Below are 15,588 nucleotides of genomic sequence, written 5' to 3'. Positions count from 1 at the left end.
TGGAAATCAAATGTTGGATATGAAAAATTGATATGTTATACTATACTGGTTGATTGAAATCATGGACTAACGGAGGAATAATAATATGTCTCAAAAGTGGGAAAAACAAGAGGGTAATGAAGGAGTTCTGACTGTCACAGTTCCTGCAAAGGAAGTTGACGGTGCTCTCGATGAAGCATTCAAAAAAGTATCAAAAGAAGTAAGCATACCTGGATTCAGGAAAGGCAAAGTGCCTCGTCAGATGTTCGAAAAGCGTTTCGGTGTCGAATCCCTTTACCAGGACGCACTGGATATCCTGCTTCCAAAAGCTTACACAGAAGCTGTAAATGAAGCGGAAATCAACCCGGTGGACCAGCCTGAAGTGGACATCGAGCAGATGGAAAAAGGCAAAGACCTCATCTTCACTGCGAAAGTCATCGTGGAACCTGAAGTGAAGCTCGGCGAGTACAAAGGACTTGAAGCTGAGGAGCTTGAGACTGAAGTGACTGAAGAGGATGTACAGAAGGAAATCGACAACATGCTCGAAGCACATGCGGACATGGTTGTTAAGGAAGACGGAAAAGTTGAAGAGGGAGACGTCGTCAACCTCGACTTCGACGGCTATGTAGATGGCGAGCAGTTCGAAGGCGGACAGGCTGAAGGATATGAACTCGAAATCGGTTCCGGCAGCTTCATCCCAGGTTTTGAAGACCAGGTGGTCGGCATGGGTGCTGAAGAGGAGAAGGACGTCAACGTCACTTTCCCTGAGGAGTACCATGCAGAAGAGCTGGCTGGCAAAGAAGCGACTTTCAAAGTCAAGGTCAACAGCATCAAATCAAAAGAGATCCCTGAGCTTGACGACGACCTCGTGAAGGAACTCGATCAGGATGTTGAAACTGTGGACGCCTTGAAAGAGAAGCTCGAAAAAGACCTTAAAGAAGCTAAGGAAAACGAAGCAGATGTGACGATGAAGGAACAGCTCATCGAACAGGCTGCGGAAAATGCAGAAATCGATGTACCGGAAGCGATGGTCAAGACTGAAACGGACAGGATGCTCCAGGAATTCGAACAGCGCCTCTCCCAGCAGGGCATCAACATGGAGATGTACCAGCAGCTGTCCGGCCAGGACGAAAATGCGCTCCGTGAACAGATGAAGGACGATGCACAGAAACGTGTACGTACGAATCTCGTACTCAAACAGATTGCTGTTGACGAGGACATCGAAGTGACGGAAGCGGACATGGACAAAGAGCTTGAAAAGATGAGTGAACAGTTCGGCATCGGTGTGGAAGACATCAAATCCACTCTTGGCGACCTCTCCATGCTCCAGGACGACCTCAAAGTACAGAAGGCAATCGATGTACTTGTAGATAACAGAAAACAGAAGTAATGGAAGCAAAAGAGTACAAATGAATCAGGAGCTCTGCAACAGGCCGTTGCAGAGCTCTTAGCTTTATGAAGCTCTGAGACTGTATATTTGATTTTAATGATGATTTCTAGTATATTTTACAGGAATGAAAAAAGAGGTGTTGAAAATGTTTAAATTTAATGAAGACGACACAAATCTCACTTGTTCCTTCTGTGGTAAGGATCAGGAACAGGTGAAGAAATTGATCGCAGGCAGTGGTGTCTACATTTGTAACGAATGTATCGAACTCTGTCATGAAATCATCGAAGAAGAACTGAAGTCCGAGAAGACGGAAGTGTTTACAGAAATACCGAAGCCACAGGAAATACTGGAAGCGCTGAATGACTATGTCATCGGTCAGGACAATGCCAAGCGTGCGCTGAGTGTGGCTGTATATAACCACTATAAACGTATCAACCAGAACCAGGAAGACGGCGTGGAAATCTCCAAGAGCAACATCGCGCTGATTGGACCGACAGGAAGCGGCAAGACACTGCTCGCCCAGACACTGGCCAGGACGCTCAATGTGCCTTTCGCCATTGCGGATGCAACAAGCCTGACTGAAGCAGGTTACGTGGGCGACGATGTCGAGAACATCCTCCTCCGTCTGATCCAGGCAGCAGATTTCGATGTCGAGCGTGCTGAACAGGGCATCATCTATGTCGATGAAATCGACAAGATTGCACGCAAGAGCGAGAATACTTCCATTACAAGGGATGTCTCCGGTGAAGGCGTGCAGCAGGCGCTGCTGAAGATTCTCGAGGGAACGACAGCAAGTGTTCCGCCCCAAGGTGGAAGAAAGCATCCGAACCAGGAATCCATCCAGATCGATACGAAGAATATCCTCTTCGTCCTCGGTGGTGCCTTCGATGGCATGGATGAAATCATCAAGAGGCGTATCGGCGAGAAAGTCATCGGGTTCGGCGGTGCATCCGAGAAAGCGAACGACAAGGATGAGCTCATGGCGAAAGTCCGCCCGGACGACCTCCAGAGCTACGGCCTGATTCCAGAATTCATCGGCCGTGTACCGATCATCAGCTATCTTGAGGAACTGGATGTCGAGGCACTCAACTCCATTCTGACAGAGCCGAAAAATGCACTCGTCAAACAGTATCAGAAGATGCTCCAGATTGATAATGTGGAACTGGAATTCGATAAGGATGCCCTGAACGCGATCAGTGAACTTGCAATCGAAAGGAAAACGGGTGCACGTGGCCTCCGTTCCATCATCGAGGAGCGCATGGTGGACATCATGTTCAATGTGCCTTCCAATGATGAGATCCGCAAGGTGCAGATCACAAGAGCTACAATCGAAGAGGAAGCAGAACCATTGCTATTCGATGAAAACGGCGAAGAGATTCAACTGAACCGAAAAAGTGCATAATGTTTGAAAGAGCTGTCTGAACCATGGACAGCTCTTTTTACTGAAAGGAAGAAAAGCGATGAGAATCAATCCAAACAATGTAGAAATACTCATCTCTGCTGTAAGCAGTGCGCAGTATCCGAAAACTGGCCTCGCGGAAATCGCTTTGAGCGGGCGATCCAATGTCGGCAAGTCCTCCTTCATCAACGCAGTGGCAGGCCGCAAGAACATCGCCAGGACATCCTCCAAACCCGGCAAGACGCAGACATTGAACTTCTATAATATGGACGACCAGTTCGTATTTGTCGATGTGCCCGGCTACGGCTATGCCAAACAGTCGAAGAAGGCCCGCGAAGAGTGGGGAAGGATGATCGAGAACTATCTGGCCGAGAGGGAGGAGCTTGCTGCTGTCATCCAGCTGGTCGATCTGAGGCATAAGCCGACGGAAGATGATGTACTGATGTACAATTACCTGAAGCACTTTGAAATTCCGGTGATCATGATATGCACCAAGATGGATAAGATTCCAAAAAGCAAACTGCAGAAGCATCTGAAAGTGGTCAGGGAGACCATCGACTTTGAAGAAGGGGATGTGATGATTCCCTTCTCTGCGGTGGACAAAAAGAACCTTTCCAAGGCGATGGAGGCAATTTCACAGCATATGTAGGATTGTTCACAAAAATTTCTTATTTATAATTGATATAAATAAGTTTGTGCCGTGGATTATGCTCCTGCAATCTGTTAAAATAATAATTATTGAAAGTGTCCAAAGACGAGGCATAATAGGATAGTGGGGGGCAATTCGGATGCATGTTATCGCATTGAGTCTGAATTACAGAAAAGCGAGTGTTGAAGAAAGAGAAAAGGTGGCGTTCGAGGACGAAGAAGTCATCCCGGCGCTACATAGGCTGAGGGAGCAGAAAAGCGTGCTCGAAGCCGTGCTTCTGTCTACATGCAACAGGACGGAAGTCTACGTCGTCAGCGACCAGGTCCATACAGGGAAGTATTATTCCCAGATGTTCCTTGCCGACTGGTTCAACCTTGACCTGGCATCGGTCAAGAGGATTACGGATATCAAAGTCGGGGATGAGGCGGTCGAACATCTTTACCGTGTCACTTCCGGCCTGGAATCGATGGTTCTGGGAGAAACACAGATACTTGGCCAGATGAGGGATGCGTTCCTTACTGCCCAAAAAGAGCATACGACCGGAACCATGTTCAACAAGCTTTTCAAAGAAGCAATCACAGTGGCAAAGCGCGGGCATAGCGAAACGGACATCTCCAAGAATGCGATATCCATCTCCTACGCCGCCGTGGAGCTTGCAAAGAAGATATTCTCCCGTGTAGGTGACAGTAAAGTGCTGGTCATCGGGGCAGGCGAGATGGCGGAACAGTCCCTTCTGAACCTGACGTCGAACGGCATCAGGAATGTCACGGTCGTCAACCGTTCGGAAGAGAAGGCTGAACGCCTGGCAGACCGGTTCAATGGAAAAAGTGCCTCCATCGACAGATTGGAGGAAGAGCTCACGGGTGCCGACATCGTAATTTCGAGCACTGCTGCACGGAACTATATCATTACGGAAGAACTGGTGTCAGAAGCGATGGCGAGCCGCAAAGGGAAGCCGTTGATCATGATGGACATTGCTCTGCCGCGTGACATCGATCCGACAGTGGGCGGAATGGACAATGTCTACATGTATAATGTGGACGATCTCCAGGGGCTGGTTGATGCCAACCTCTCCACACGCCAGGAGGAAGCTGCCAAAATCGAAGGCATGATTGCCGAAAGTATGGACAAGTTCACCGAATGGGTGAACATGCTCGGTGTCGTTCCGGTCATACAGGCACTCCGTACAAAGGCGCTCTCCATCCATGAGGAAACATTCCAGAGTGTGGAGAGGAAGATGCCGGATATGACTGACCGCGAGCGTACAGTGATATCCAAGCATATGAAGAGCATCATCAACCAGATGCTCAAAGATCCGATCATCTATACCAAGGAGATTTCAGGTGACCGGAAAGCAGGTGCGAAACTTGAAGAAATAGAGCAGCTCTTCGGCATCGAGGAAGAAGTGGATGCCATCCGCCAGCAGGAGAAAGAGAAACAGCAGAAGAAGCTATTGGCAAGGAAGCAGGAGCTGGCACTCGATTAAGGTGGAAACCATATGGATATGATGTTCCGCAGTCATGAATTTATACTGTTATTATACTTTTTGAGCCTTTCTGTGCTAAGCTACGATCTGTTTTTCAGGAATCGGCTGGCCAGGAAGGTTTCCTTTTATCTTGTCATCATCGCCGCCGTACTGCAGGTCGCATCCTTCATCTATATCGGTGCGACCCTCGGCCGCATCCCGATCCAGACAACTTTTGAAGGGATATATGTATTCTCGGCCCTGGTCGTGATCATGGGACTGGTGCATTACAGCCGGAGCGATTCGGAGATCGCCTTTTCGCTCTATGTATTCTGTGCTTTCATATTATTTTCCATCTACACATTTGCACCGGTCACCTACAGCAGGGTGACGGAAGTTTCAGCCATCATGAATGAACTGCTCGTCATCCATATCGTGCTGGCACTGTTTGCCTATGTGCTGTATTTCATTTCAGTGATACATGCCGTGATATATATCATTCAATATGATAATCTGAAAAAGAAGCGTTTCAATCGTCTCTTCTTTTCCCTCTTCAGCATAGAGACGGCCAAAAAGACGATGATACGCACGCTCGTCCTGGGTGTCCTGTTCATGCTGATCAGCATATTCCTCGGAACCCAGTGGGGCATATATATATTCGGAACTGAAATATTCCGCGACTTCAAGGTGCTTGGCACCCTGTTTGTACTCATACTGTATACAGGGTTGTTCTTCCACCTGAAAATAAAGGGCAGCATCTATCAGTTTGCCTGGTTCAACATCCTGATCTTCATCATATGCATGCTGAACTATCTATTCATTACACAGCTTTCCAGTTTTCATTTCTGGAGCTACTAAAGGAGACGCAAAATGAGAAAATTTATCGTTGGTTCAAGACGCAGTGGTCTGGCGATGACCCAGTCCAGACAGTTCATCGACAGTCTTAAATCGCATTACCCCGACCTGGATATCGAAATCAAGGAAATAGTGACCAAAGGGGACAGGATTGTGGATGTCCAGCTGTCGAAAGTGGGGGGCAAGGGCCTTTTCGTCAAAGAGATCGAGCAGGCCCTCGCCGACGAGGAAATCGACATGGCCATCCACAGCCTGAAGGATGTGCCGAGTACCATGCCGGAAGGTTTCACCATCGCATGTGTACCTGAGCGGGAGGATATGCGCGATGCCTTCCTGTCCAACAACAAGGTGCACTTCAAGGACCTGCCGGCAGGCAGCGTCGTGGGTACGAGCAGCCTGAGACGGGGTGCCCAGCTGCTTGCCATGCGTGATGATGTAGAAGTGAAGTGGGTACGCGGCAATATCGATACGCGCATCAAGAAGATGGAATCCGGGGAGTATGATGCGATCGTGCTTGCGGCTGCTGGCCTCAAACGCATGGGCTGGTCCGATAATATCGTTACGGAATACTTCGATCCGGAATCATTCATTCCGGCCATTGCCCAGGGAGCACTCGGCATCGAATGCCGTTCCGGCGACAAGGAGCTGATCGAGATGCTGCAGAAGGTGCATTCCGATGTGGATGCAACATGTACGTCTGCAGAGCGGACCTTCCTGAAGCGCATGGATGGCAGCTGCCAGGTGCCGATCGGCGGCTATGCGACCTATGAAGATGGAGAACTCTATCTGACGGGCCTGATCATGCCTGAAGATGGCAGCGAACAGTATATCGTCAAGAAATCCCATCAGGATCCGGAGACGCTTGGCAATCTTGTCGCTGATGAGATGGAGCGCATCGGCGCAAAGGATATCATCGACCGCATCAATGAAGAACTCTAGGCCATCGGTCATAATGACGCAGAGCAGGGAGCCGGAATTCCGGTCCGGGATGCTCGCGCTCCATCATGTGCCGCTGATCACGACCGAACGGCTGCCTTTTGATGCGTCATTGCTTGAATATGAATATGACTGGCTTGTGCTTACAAGCCGTAATGCAGTGGAGCACTTCCTTCCATTCATGGAATCCGTCAAGTTCGGCAGGCTGGCCAGCATCGGCAGGAAGACGAGCGAGAGCCTGGAGTCCCATGGCTTCACTGTGGACTTCGAACCGCCGGACTATTCGCAGGAAGGGTTCATGGCAAATTTTGCAGCCCATCCGGGTGATCGTGTACTCTATCCTGTCAGCGAGCGTGCCCGCCCGCTCCTTTATGAGCACCTGGGCAGACAGGGGTGCATGGTGGCGCGCATCAACCTCTATCGGCCTGTGGATAACGGCCCCTCGAGGGAGGCGCTGCATGCACTGCTGTTGGAAGCGCCATATGCCATCACATTCTCAAGCCCATCCGGTGTCTGGACCTTCATGAATTGGTTCTCCCCCGATGTGCTTGACGGGATGACCGTAGCTGCCATCGGACATGTGACGGCGGAGGCTTTGAGGGAATGCGGCATAGATTCCATACAGCCGGAAAAGGAAACAATTGAAGATATGATCCTGATGCTGGAAGATAGAATAGATAGGGGAGTATAAAATGAATTTCGATAGACATCGACGTCTGAGAAGAACAGAATTTATGAGGGACATGGTCAGGGAAACGAAAGTTGCAAAGGAAGATCTGATCTATCCGATCTTTGTAGTGGAATCCGATGATGTGAAAGAGGAAGTGCCATCCATGAAGGGTGTCTTCCAGATTTCACTGAACCGCCTCCATGAAGAGCTGGAAGAGGTGAAGGCGGCCGGCATCAAATCCGTCATCTTCTTCGGCATACCGGATGAAAAGGACCCTGAGGGCCATGGTGCCTACCATGACCATGGCGTCATCCAGGAAGCCTGCAGGATTTCGAAAAGGCTGTATCCTGAAATACTGGTCATTCTGGACACCTGCCTGTGTGAATATACGGATCACGGCCATTGCGGACTCATCGACCCGGATACACAGGATGTCGATAATGACAGCACACTGCCGCTCCTTGTCAGGACGGCCGTCTCCCAGGCGAAAGCCGGAGCGGATATCATCGCGCCAAGCAATATGATGGATGGCTTCGTCTCGGAGATCAGAAAAGGGCTCGATGACAATGGCTATAGCCATATTCCGATCATGAGCTATGGCATCAAGTATGCCTCCAAATTCTACGGGCCATTCCGTGATGCAGCGGACTCCACGCCGTCCTTCGGCGACCGCAGGACCTATCAGATGGATCCTGCAAACCGTCTGGAGGCACAGCGTGAGCTGGCAAGCGACCTCGAAGAGGGATGCGACATGATGATCGTCAAACCGGCGCTGTCCTATCTTGACATCATCAGAGATGTCAGAAACAATACGGATGTGCCGGTAGTCGCCTACAATGTCAGTGGAGAGTACGCAATGACACGGACCGCTGTCGATATGGGACTCCTTGAGGAGTCCGTCATCATGGAACAGATGGTTTCGATGAAGCGTGCCGGGGCGGATATGATCATCACATACTTTGCCAAAGACATATGCAGAATGCTTGATGAAGGGATGGAATAGAATGTACGAAAAATCTGAAGCACTTTATGAAAAAGCGAAAGACCTGATGCCGGGCGGGGTGAACAGTCCTGTCAGGGCATTCAACTCCGTGGGCATGAATCCGGTCTTCATAGATCGCGCGAAAGGTGCAAGAACCTATGATGTGGACGGCAATGAGTACATCGACTATGTACTCAGCTTCGGCCCCCTGATCCTCGGGCACAGCGATGAAAAAGTCGTCGACGCCCTCACCGCTGCAGCACAGAAAGGCACCAGCTTCGGTGCACCGACAGAACTTGAAAATGAACTGGCGGAACTCGTCATCGACCGTGTACCTTCGGTCGAGATGCTCCGCATGGTGTCCTCGGGCACGGAAGCGACGCTTGCGGCGCTGCGGCTGGCCAGAGGGTTCACAGGAAAGAATAAGATACTGAAGTTCGAAGGATGCTACCATGGCCACAGCGACTCCCTGCTGATCAAGGCAGGCAGTGGCGTTGCGACGCTTGGACTTCCGGATTCTCCAGGGGTGCCCGAAGGTACGGCGGCGAATACAATCACTGTACCTTACAACGACGAAGAGAGCCTTTCCGAGGCGTTCGACAAGTTCGGCGAGGATATTGCGGCGGTCATAATGGAACCGGTCGCCGGAAATATGGGCGTCGTCCCTCCGAAAGAGGGCTTCCTGAAGTTCGTACGTGAAGTTACGGAGCAGAATGATACGCTGCTCATATTTGATGAAGTCATGACCGGTTTCCGTGTCGGCTATCACAGTGCACAGGGACATTATGGCATTACGCCGGATCTGACATGCCTCGGCAAAGTGATCGGCGGCGGACTGCCTGTAGGGGCATACGGCGGCAGGCGCGACATCATGGAACGCATTGCACCCGTCGGGGACATCTATCAGGCAGGCACGCTGTCCGGCAATCCGCTTGCGATGACGGCAGGGCTTGAGACGCTCAGACAGCTGACACCGGAAAGCTACGCGCATTTCAACAAGCTTGGCGACATGCTTGAAGTCGGTCTTAAGGATATCTTCAGTGAAAAAGGATATCCGCTCACAGTCAATCGTGCCGGATCGATGATCGGTTTCTTCCTGACTGAAGGTCCGGTCTTGGATTTCGACAGTGCGAATACAAGCGATCTCGAGCTTTTCAAAAATCTGTACCAGGAATTGCTGCAGGAAGGCGTCTATCTGCCACCTTCCCAATTCGAGGGCATGTTCCTGTCAACCAAGCATACCGAAGAAGATATCAGGAAGACACTGGATGCCTTCGGGAAAGCACTTGAACGCGTTGCGCGGAAATAGCCTCCGAAATTCGAGTTTATATGCGCAGAATAAAGTGTATAATGAAATAGAATAGATAACGGGAGGTAATTTGAATGGCCAATGACAAGGATAAGCACATATCCGACAAGAAAGCGAACATGAAAGGCGAAAGAGATGAAGATAAAGTCTACATCGAAGGTCAGAACAGGGAAATGATCGATCGCAAAGAGGACAACAAGAAAAATCCGCTTATGTGGATCATTCCAATTGTTATTGTCCTACTGCTCATTCCTCTGATCATCAACCAGTTCAGCGGCGGTGAAGATGAAGAGGGCGGCTCTACATCCACAACTTCCGGAGATGAAGAAACAGAGGAAGAAGGCCTGACCGAAGAGGAAAGTACCGAAGAAGGCTCCGGTTCCGAAGAATCCACCGAAGAAGGTTCCGGTGCTGAAGAGGAGTCCACTGAAGAATCCACTGAAGAAGAAAGCACAGAGGAAGAGAGTACTGAAGAGGGATCATCCGATGATTCCGATGCTGAGGTCACCGAAGAGGAGCCGGGATCAGCCAATGATGAGGCAGAGACTTCCGAAGACAGCAGCACAAACTAATTCTGTCCATGACAACCCCGCAGCAGTGCAGACTGGGCGGGGTTGCATTATGCATGAATATTGTTTTGGATTCCGAAATAATTAATGGGAGGAGGTAGACGGGATGAAGTATCTGAATCTGCTGTTTCTGTTTCTTGCCGCACTCGTCCTGTCTGCGTTGCTGCAGTGGGTCGGGATGGTGCTGCCATGGCTTTTCGGTGCGATGATCGCAACCGTCCTGTTCTACAGGCTGGTGACGAGCCATTTCCATTATCCCAAATGGCTGGGCAATGTCGGACTGGTCATCATCGGTGCGGAAATCGGTTCTGCATTCACCCTGCAGACACTCCATGACATGGCTGACGATTACATAAACATCATACTTATTTCATTGCTCATCATCATTCTGAGCCTGCTTCTGGCAAGGTTTTTCATGAAGATGACCGGCTGTACCATGGAGACGGCCGTACTTTCCTCGGTGCCGGGCGCACTGTCACAGATGATCGTCATGGCGGAGGAGGAGAAGCGTGCGGATCTTCTGCTTGTCACGCTGACACAGATGTCGCGCATCGTACTTGTCGTCATCTTCGTACCGCTGATCGCGAGTTTTACCACGGACAGTGGGGCGGGGGCTTTGAATGAAACCGCCTCTCCGCTCCTGTCCGTCATGACACGGGACATGCTTTGGATCGTCGCTGCCATGCCTGTCGTGATCTTCATACTCGCAAAATTGAAATTCCCTGTGCCATTCATGATGGGGCCGATGCTCGCCGTGCTCGGCTGGAACATGGTGACGGATTACACATTCTCGGTCAACACCGAATTCATGTATGCAGCCCAGCTGTTCTTCGGCATAAGGATCGGCTTCCAGGTATCGACGCTCGTCACCCAGCTGAACAGCCGTCTGATCGCCTCCATGATCATACAGAATGTGCTGGTCATTGCAGGAACGATGGGGCTGGTGATGCTGTTCCTCCTGGTGACCGACCATAATTTCACCGATCTGTTCCTGAGTGCGGCGCCGGGCGGCATCGGGCAGATCATCATCGTTGCCGTTGACATGGGTGCCAACACCGCGATGATTTCCAGCTATCATATATTCAGGATCTTCTTCATCCTTCTGATCGTCGCCCCCTTCATAAACTACTTCCTGAGACGGAACAGGCGCCGGCGCCAGCATGCGGAGGATGGGACTTGACAGCACCGGGGTGTTGGAATACTATAAAATTAATGCAATAGATGAAGGCAGAAGAGTAGTGGTATACGGGTTACAGAGAGCATGTGGGTGCTGTGAACATGCCGAAGTATGCCATGAAAGTAGTCTGCAGAGATCAGTCCTGACCCCGAGTAGGGCCTGACGTGGGATGAGCGTTAATCATCTCGAGTGCAGCATTTCATGCTGAATCTAGGTGGTACCGCGGAGCTTCCGTCCTATAGTCATGGGACAGGAAGCTTTTTATTTTGTCTAAAGGAGAGAATGTTATGGAAATGTCCAAAAAGTACGATCCGAAAATGGTTGAAGAAGGTAAATATGAAAAATGGGTGGAGGCCGGCTATTTCAAGTCCGATGCGGCTTCCGACAAGCCCCCGTACTCCATCGTCATCCCGCCGCCGAATGTGACGGGCAAACTGCACCTCGGCCACGCGTGGGATACGACCCTGCAGGATATCATCACGCGCATGAAGCGGATGCAGGGCTATGAGGTCCTCTATCTTCCCGGCATGGACCATGCAGGCATTGCGACCCAGGCCAAGGTGGAAGCGCGTCTGCGCGAGCAGGGCATCACCCGCCAGGATCTCGGCAGGGAGAAGTTCATTGAACGGGCATGGGACTGGAAGGAGGAGTATGCCGATTTCATCCGCAGCCAGTGGAAAAAGCTCGGCCTCGGCCTCGATTATGACAAGGAGCGCTTTACGATGGACGAGGGTCTATCCAAGGCAGTGAGGAAAGTCTTCGTCGACATGTACAACAAGGGGCTGATCTACCGGGGCGAGTACATCATCAACTGGGATCCGGCGACTCAGACTGCACTGAGTGACATCGAAGTCATCCATAAGGAAGTCGAGGGGAACTTCTATCATGTAAGGTATCCGCTCCCGGATGGCAATCATCTTGAGATCGCCACGACACGACCGGAGACGATGCTCGGTGATACGGCGATCGTCGTCCATCCAGATGATGACCGCTACAGGGAATATATCGGCAAGACCGTGACACTGCCGATCATGGGACGCGAACTGCCGATCATTTCAGACCCGTATGTCGATATGGAATTCGGCACTGGTGTGATGAAGGTGACGCCGGCACATGACCCGAACGACTTTGTGATCGGTGAACGCCATGAGCTGAAGCGGATCAATGTCATGAATGAAGACGGTACGATGAACGACCTCGCCGGCAGATATGCAGGGATGGACCGTTTCGAGTGCCGTAAGGCACTGGTCAAGGATCTCGAGGACGAAGGCTATCTGATCAAAGTGGAGCCGCATGTCCATTCCGTCGGGCATTCCGAGCGCAGCGGGGCGGTCGTCGAGCCCTACCTGTCCACACAGTGGTTCGTCAAGATGGATAACCTTGCGAAGAAGAGCCTGGACAACCAGGATTCCGACAATGCAATCAACTTCGTGCCGGACCGTTTCGATGCAACCTTCCGCCGCTGGATGGAGGATATCCGCGACTGGTGCATCTCCCGCCAGCTCTGGTGGGGGCATCAGATTCCGGCCTGGTACCATAAGGAGTCAGGAGAGATGCATGTCGGCATGGAACCACCGGCGGATCCAGACAACTGGGTTCAGGACGAAGACGTGCTGGATACATGGTTCTCCAGTGCATTATGGCCGTTTTCTACAATGGGCTGGCCCGAGGAGACGGATGATCTGAAGAAGTTCTTCCCGACGAACGTACTTGTGACGGGTTACGACATCATCTTCTTCTGGGTCGCGAGAATGATCTTCTCCTCCCTCGAGCATACCGGCGAGAATCCATTCGATGATGTACTGCTCCATGGCCTGGTGAGGGATGAACAGAACCGCAAGATGTCGAAATCCCTCGGCAACGGTGTCGATCCGATGGATGTCATCGAAAAATACGGGGCGGATGCCCTGCGCTACTTCCTGTCCACGGGAACGACCCCGGGACATGACCTCAGATATTCCGATGAAAAAGTCGAATCCGTATGGAACTTCATCAACAAGATATGGAATGCATCCCGGTTCAGCCTGATGAATATCGGCGAGGACTTCGGTATGGACGACATCAACCTTGAAGGCGAAAAATCATTGGCCGACGAGTGGATACTGACGCGCCTGAATGAAACGATCGGCAATGTCACGCAGCTTTCCGAACACTATGAATTCGGAGAGGCTGGACGCCTCCTGTACAACTTCATATGGGATGATTTCTGCGACTGGTACATCGAGATGGCGAAAGTACCGATGGCTGAAGGCACGGAAGCTGAGAAGGCGATGACGCGCTCCGTACTGCTCCATACCCTCGATAATATACTGAAGATGCTCCATCCGTTCATGCCGTTTGTGACAGAAGAGATATACCAGACGATAGAACCGGACAGGACGATCGTCACAAGCGAGTGGGCAAAGGCGCATACACACCTCAGCAATCCGACATCCGAGGATGCCATGGCACTCCTCGTCGACATCATCAAGTCAGTCCGCCAGACAAGGAACGAAGTCAATACGCCGCTGTCGAAACCGATCGACATATTCATAGAAGTCAAAGACGCGGCACGACGGGAGCTCATCGAGAACAACAGGCACTATATCGAACGCTTCTGCAATCCAGGGTCCCTTGACATCTCTTCTGAAGTTGTGACTGAAGCGGATGTGAAGACGGATGTGGTGAACGGTGCCACAGTCATACTGCCGCTGTCCGGCCTGATAGACATGCAGGAGGAGATTGCACGCCTTGAAGGTGAACTGAAGCGCCTTGAAGGTGAACTGAAGCGCGTGGACGGCAAACTCGGCAATGAAAAATTCACCGCGAACGCACCGGCGGATGTAGTGGAAAAGGAACGGGAGAAACAGATCGGCTACCAGTCCCAGTTCAACGAAGTCAGGGAGAGGCTGGATAATCTGAAAAGAAAGGGATAGGCCATGAGCTATCAAGAAGGATTGAATTGGATTCATGAGAGGATGAAATTTGGCATCAAACCGGGTGTCAGGCGTATGGAATGGATGCTTGGACGTCTGGAAAACCCGGAACGCAATATCAATGGCATACACGTCGTCGGCACGAATGGCAAAGGGTCCACCGTGTCCTATATGCGAAATGCGCTGAACCGGAATGGCTATACTGTCGGGACGTTCACCTCCCCATATATCGAGACATTCAACGAACGGATTTCAGTGGATGGGACGCCGATTTCAGATGATGATATCGTCCACCTGGTCGACATCGTCAAACCGGTGAGTGAAGCACTGGAAGCCGAGACGGACCTTGGCATTGCCACTGAGTTTGAAATCATTACGATGATGATGTTCGTCTATTTCGGGAAGGTGCGTTCGGTCGACTACGTGGTCGTCGAAGCCGGCCTTGGGGCAAAGAATGATTCGACGAATGTATTCCAGCCGATCATGACTGTACTGACAAGCATCGGTCTGGATCATACGAGCATACTGGGCGACACCCTGCTGGATATCGCAAAAGACAAAAGCGGCGTCATCAAGCCCGGTGTTCCGCTTGTCTTTGGTGTCAAGGATGATGTATCCCGGGATTATATCCATACGGTGCTCGAGGAGAACCATGCGAAGGGGATCGAACTGAACAGGGACATCATCATGATCCCCGAAAACGGTGAGTTCCAGTTCCAGTACGGCTCCTACGATTTCCAGGATATCCGGCTTGGCATGGCGGGCAGGCACCAGAAGGAGAATGCTTCCCTCGCCATAGCTGCGCTGATCGAGCTTCATGAAAGGGGAAAGGCGGTCCTCGACTGGAACCAGATGATCCAGGCCATCGAAGAGACCACCTGGCCGGGACGGATCGAAACCATCAATGAAGAGCCGCTTGTCATCATTGATGGTGCCCATAATAATGAAGCGGTGGAAGCGCTTGTGAGTACCATCGGCAAACAGTATCCCGATAGGGAGATTACAGTGCTTTTCTCGGCCATAGAGGGCAAACCTTTGGCTGCGATGGTGGAAAAGCTCGAAGGGATTGCGGATGCCTTCAGCGTGACGGATTTCGACTTTCCAAAAGCACTGCCGAAAGCGGCGATATATGAGAAGGTGAAGCATCCGCGCAGGTCGATGGTGGATGACTATATCCAGTTTATAGAAGATTTTGAAGGGGATCTCCTGCTCGTGACAGGAAGCCTATACTTCATCAGTGAAATCAAGCAGTACTACAACAGAAAAAGACGATAATCCCAAGGGATTATCGTC

Annotated in this window: 13 protein-coding genes and 1 other annotated feature; all 13 genes read left to right on the top strand. The window is 51.1% G+C overall.

All coding sequences use genetic code 11. The features are described 5' to 3' along the window. Positions 1 to 85 precede the first annotated feature (85 nt). The 13 genes from tig (at position 86) to RQP18_RS07480 (ending at position 15,570) form a co-directional block, all read left to right on the top strand. A complete protein-coding gene (tig, locus tag RQP18_RS07540; protein WP_342387129.1) occupies positions 86 to 1,369 on the top strand; it encodes a trigger factor in 1,284 nt (427 codons plus the stop codon). Positions 1,370 to 1,514: 145 nt separating this feature from the next. Beyond that, a complete protein-coding gene (gene clpX, locus RQP18_RS07535; RefSeq protein WP_342387128.1) occupies positions 1,515 to 2,771 on the top strand; it encodes an ATP-dependent Clp protease ATP-binding subunit ClpX in 1,257 nt (418 codons plus the stop codon). A 58-nt stretch (positions 2,772 to 2,829) separates the two neighbouring features. Next, complete coding sequence (gene yihA / locus RQP18_RS07530) at positions 2,830 to 3,417, top strand: ribosome biogenesis GTP-binding protein YihA/YsxC (RefSeq protein WP_342387127.1); 588 nt, start codon at positions 2,830 to 2,832, stop codon at positions 3,415 to 3,417. A gap of 139 nt (positions 3,418 to 3,556) precedes the next feature. Then, positions 3,557 to 4,903: a glutamyl-tRNA reductase gene (hemA, locus tag RQP18_RS07525; protein WP_342387126.1), complete on the top strand. Its 1,347-nt coding sequence runs from the start codon at positions 3,557 to 3,559 to the stop codon at positions 4,901 to 4,903. 12 nt (positions 4,904 to 4,915) lie between these two features. Continuing rightward, positions 4,916 to 5,740 (top strand): cytochrome c biogenesis protein CcsA, encoded by an 825-nt coding sequence (gene ccsA, locus RQP18_RS07520; protein ID WP_342387125.1) that lies wholly within the window; start codon positions 4,916 to 4,918, stop codon positions 5,738 to 5,740. Between the two features lie 12 nt (positions 5,741 to 5,752). Then, positions 5,753 to 6,676: a hydroxymethylbilane synthase gene (gene hemC / locus RQP18_RS07515; protein ID WP_342387124.1), complete on the top strand. Its 924-nt coding sequence runs from the start codon at positions 5,753 to 5,755 to the stop codon at positions 6,674 to 6,676. Next, positions 6,663 to 7,364 (top strand): uroporphyrinogen-III synthase, encoded by a 702-nt coding sequence (locus RQP18_RS07510; RefSeq protein ID WP_342387123.1) that lies wholly within the window; start codon positions 6,663 to 6,665, stop codon positions 7,362 to 7,364. Before hemC ends, RQP18_RS07510 begins: the two co-directional genes overlap by 14 nt. Before the next feature lies 1 nt (position 7,365). Beyond that, entirely contained in the window at positions 7,366 to 8,346 is a 981-nt protein-coding gene (hemB, locus tag RQP18_RS07505) for a porphobilinogen synthase (protein WP_342387122.1), read from the top strand. A gap of 1 nt (position 8,347) precedes the next feature. After that, the gene (gene hemL, locus RQP18_RS07500; RefSeq protein ID WP_342387121.1) at positions 8,348 to 9,634 is read left to right on the top strand and encodes a glutamate-1-semialdehyde 2,1-aminomutase; all 1,287 of its coding nucleotides are present in this window, start codon (positions 8,348 to 8,350) and stop codon (positions 9,632 to 9,634) included. Positions 9,635 to 9,708: 74 nt separating this feature from the next. Then, positions 9,709 to 10,206, top strand: a complete 498-nt coding sequence (locus tag RQP18_RS07495) for a cytochrome c (RefSeq protein WP_342387120.1) — start codon at positions 9,709 to 9,711, stop codon at positions 10,204 to 10,206. A gap of 103 nt (positions 10,207 to 10,309) precedes the next feature. After that, positions 10,310 to 11,383 (top strand): AbrB family transcriptional regulator, encoded by a 1,074-nt coding sequence (locus RQP18_RS07490; protein ID WP_342387119.1) that lies wholly within the window; start codon positions 10,310 to 10,312, stop codon positions 11,381 to 11,383. Positions 11,384 to 11,415: 32 nt separating this feature from the next. Beyond that, positions 11,416 to 11,622 (top strand) — a binding site (T-box leader). A gap of 45 nt (positions 11,623 to 11,667) precedes the next feature. Then, a complete protein-coding gene (locus RQP18_RS07485; RefSeq protein ID WP_342387118.1) occupies positions 11,668 to 14,295 on the top strand; it encodes a valine--tRNA ligase in 2,628 nt (875 codons plus the stop codon). A gap of 3 nt (positions 14,296 to 14,298) precedes the next feature. Next, complete coding sequence (locus tag RQP18_RS07480; protein ID WP_342387117.1) at positions 14,299 to 15,570, top strand: bifunctional folylpolyglutamate synthase/dihydrofolate synthase; 1,272 nt, start codon at positions 14,299 to 14,301, stop codon at positions 15,568 to 15,570. The last annotated feature ends 18 nt before the right edge of the window (positions 15,571 to 15,588 follow it).

Origin of the sequence: Salinicoccus sp. Bachu38 (assembly GCF_038561955.2) — a bacterium.
Lineage (GTDB): Bacteria > Bacillota > Bacilli > Staphylococcales > Salinicoccaceae > Salinicoccus > Salinicoccus bachuensis.
The sequence above is the reverse complement of the archived record's forward strand: the minus strand, read 5'-3'. Positions and strand labels throughout refer to the sequence as shown.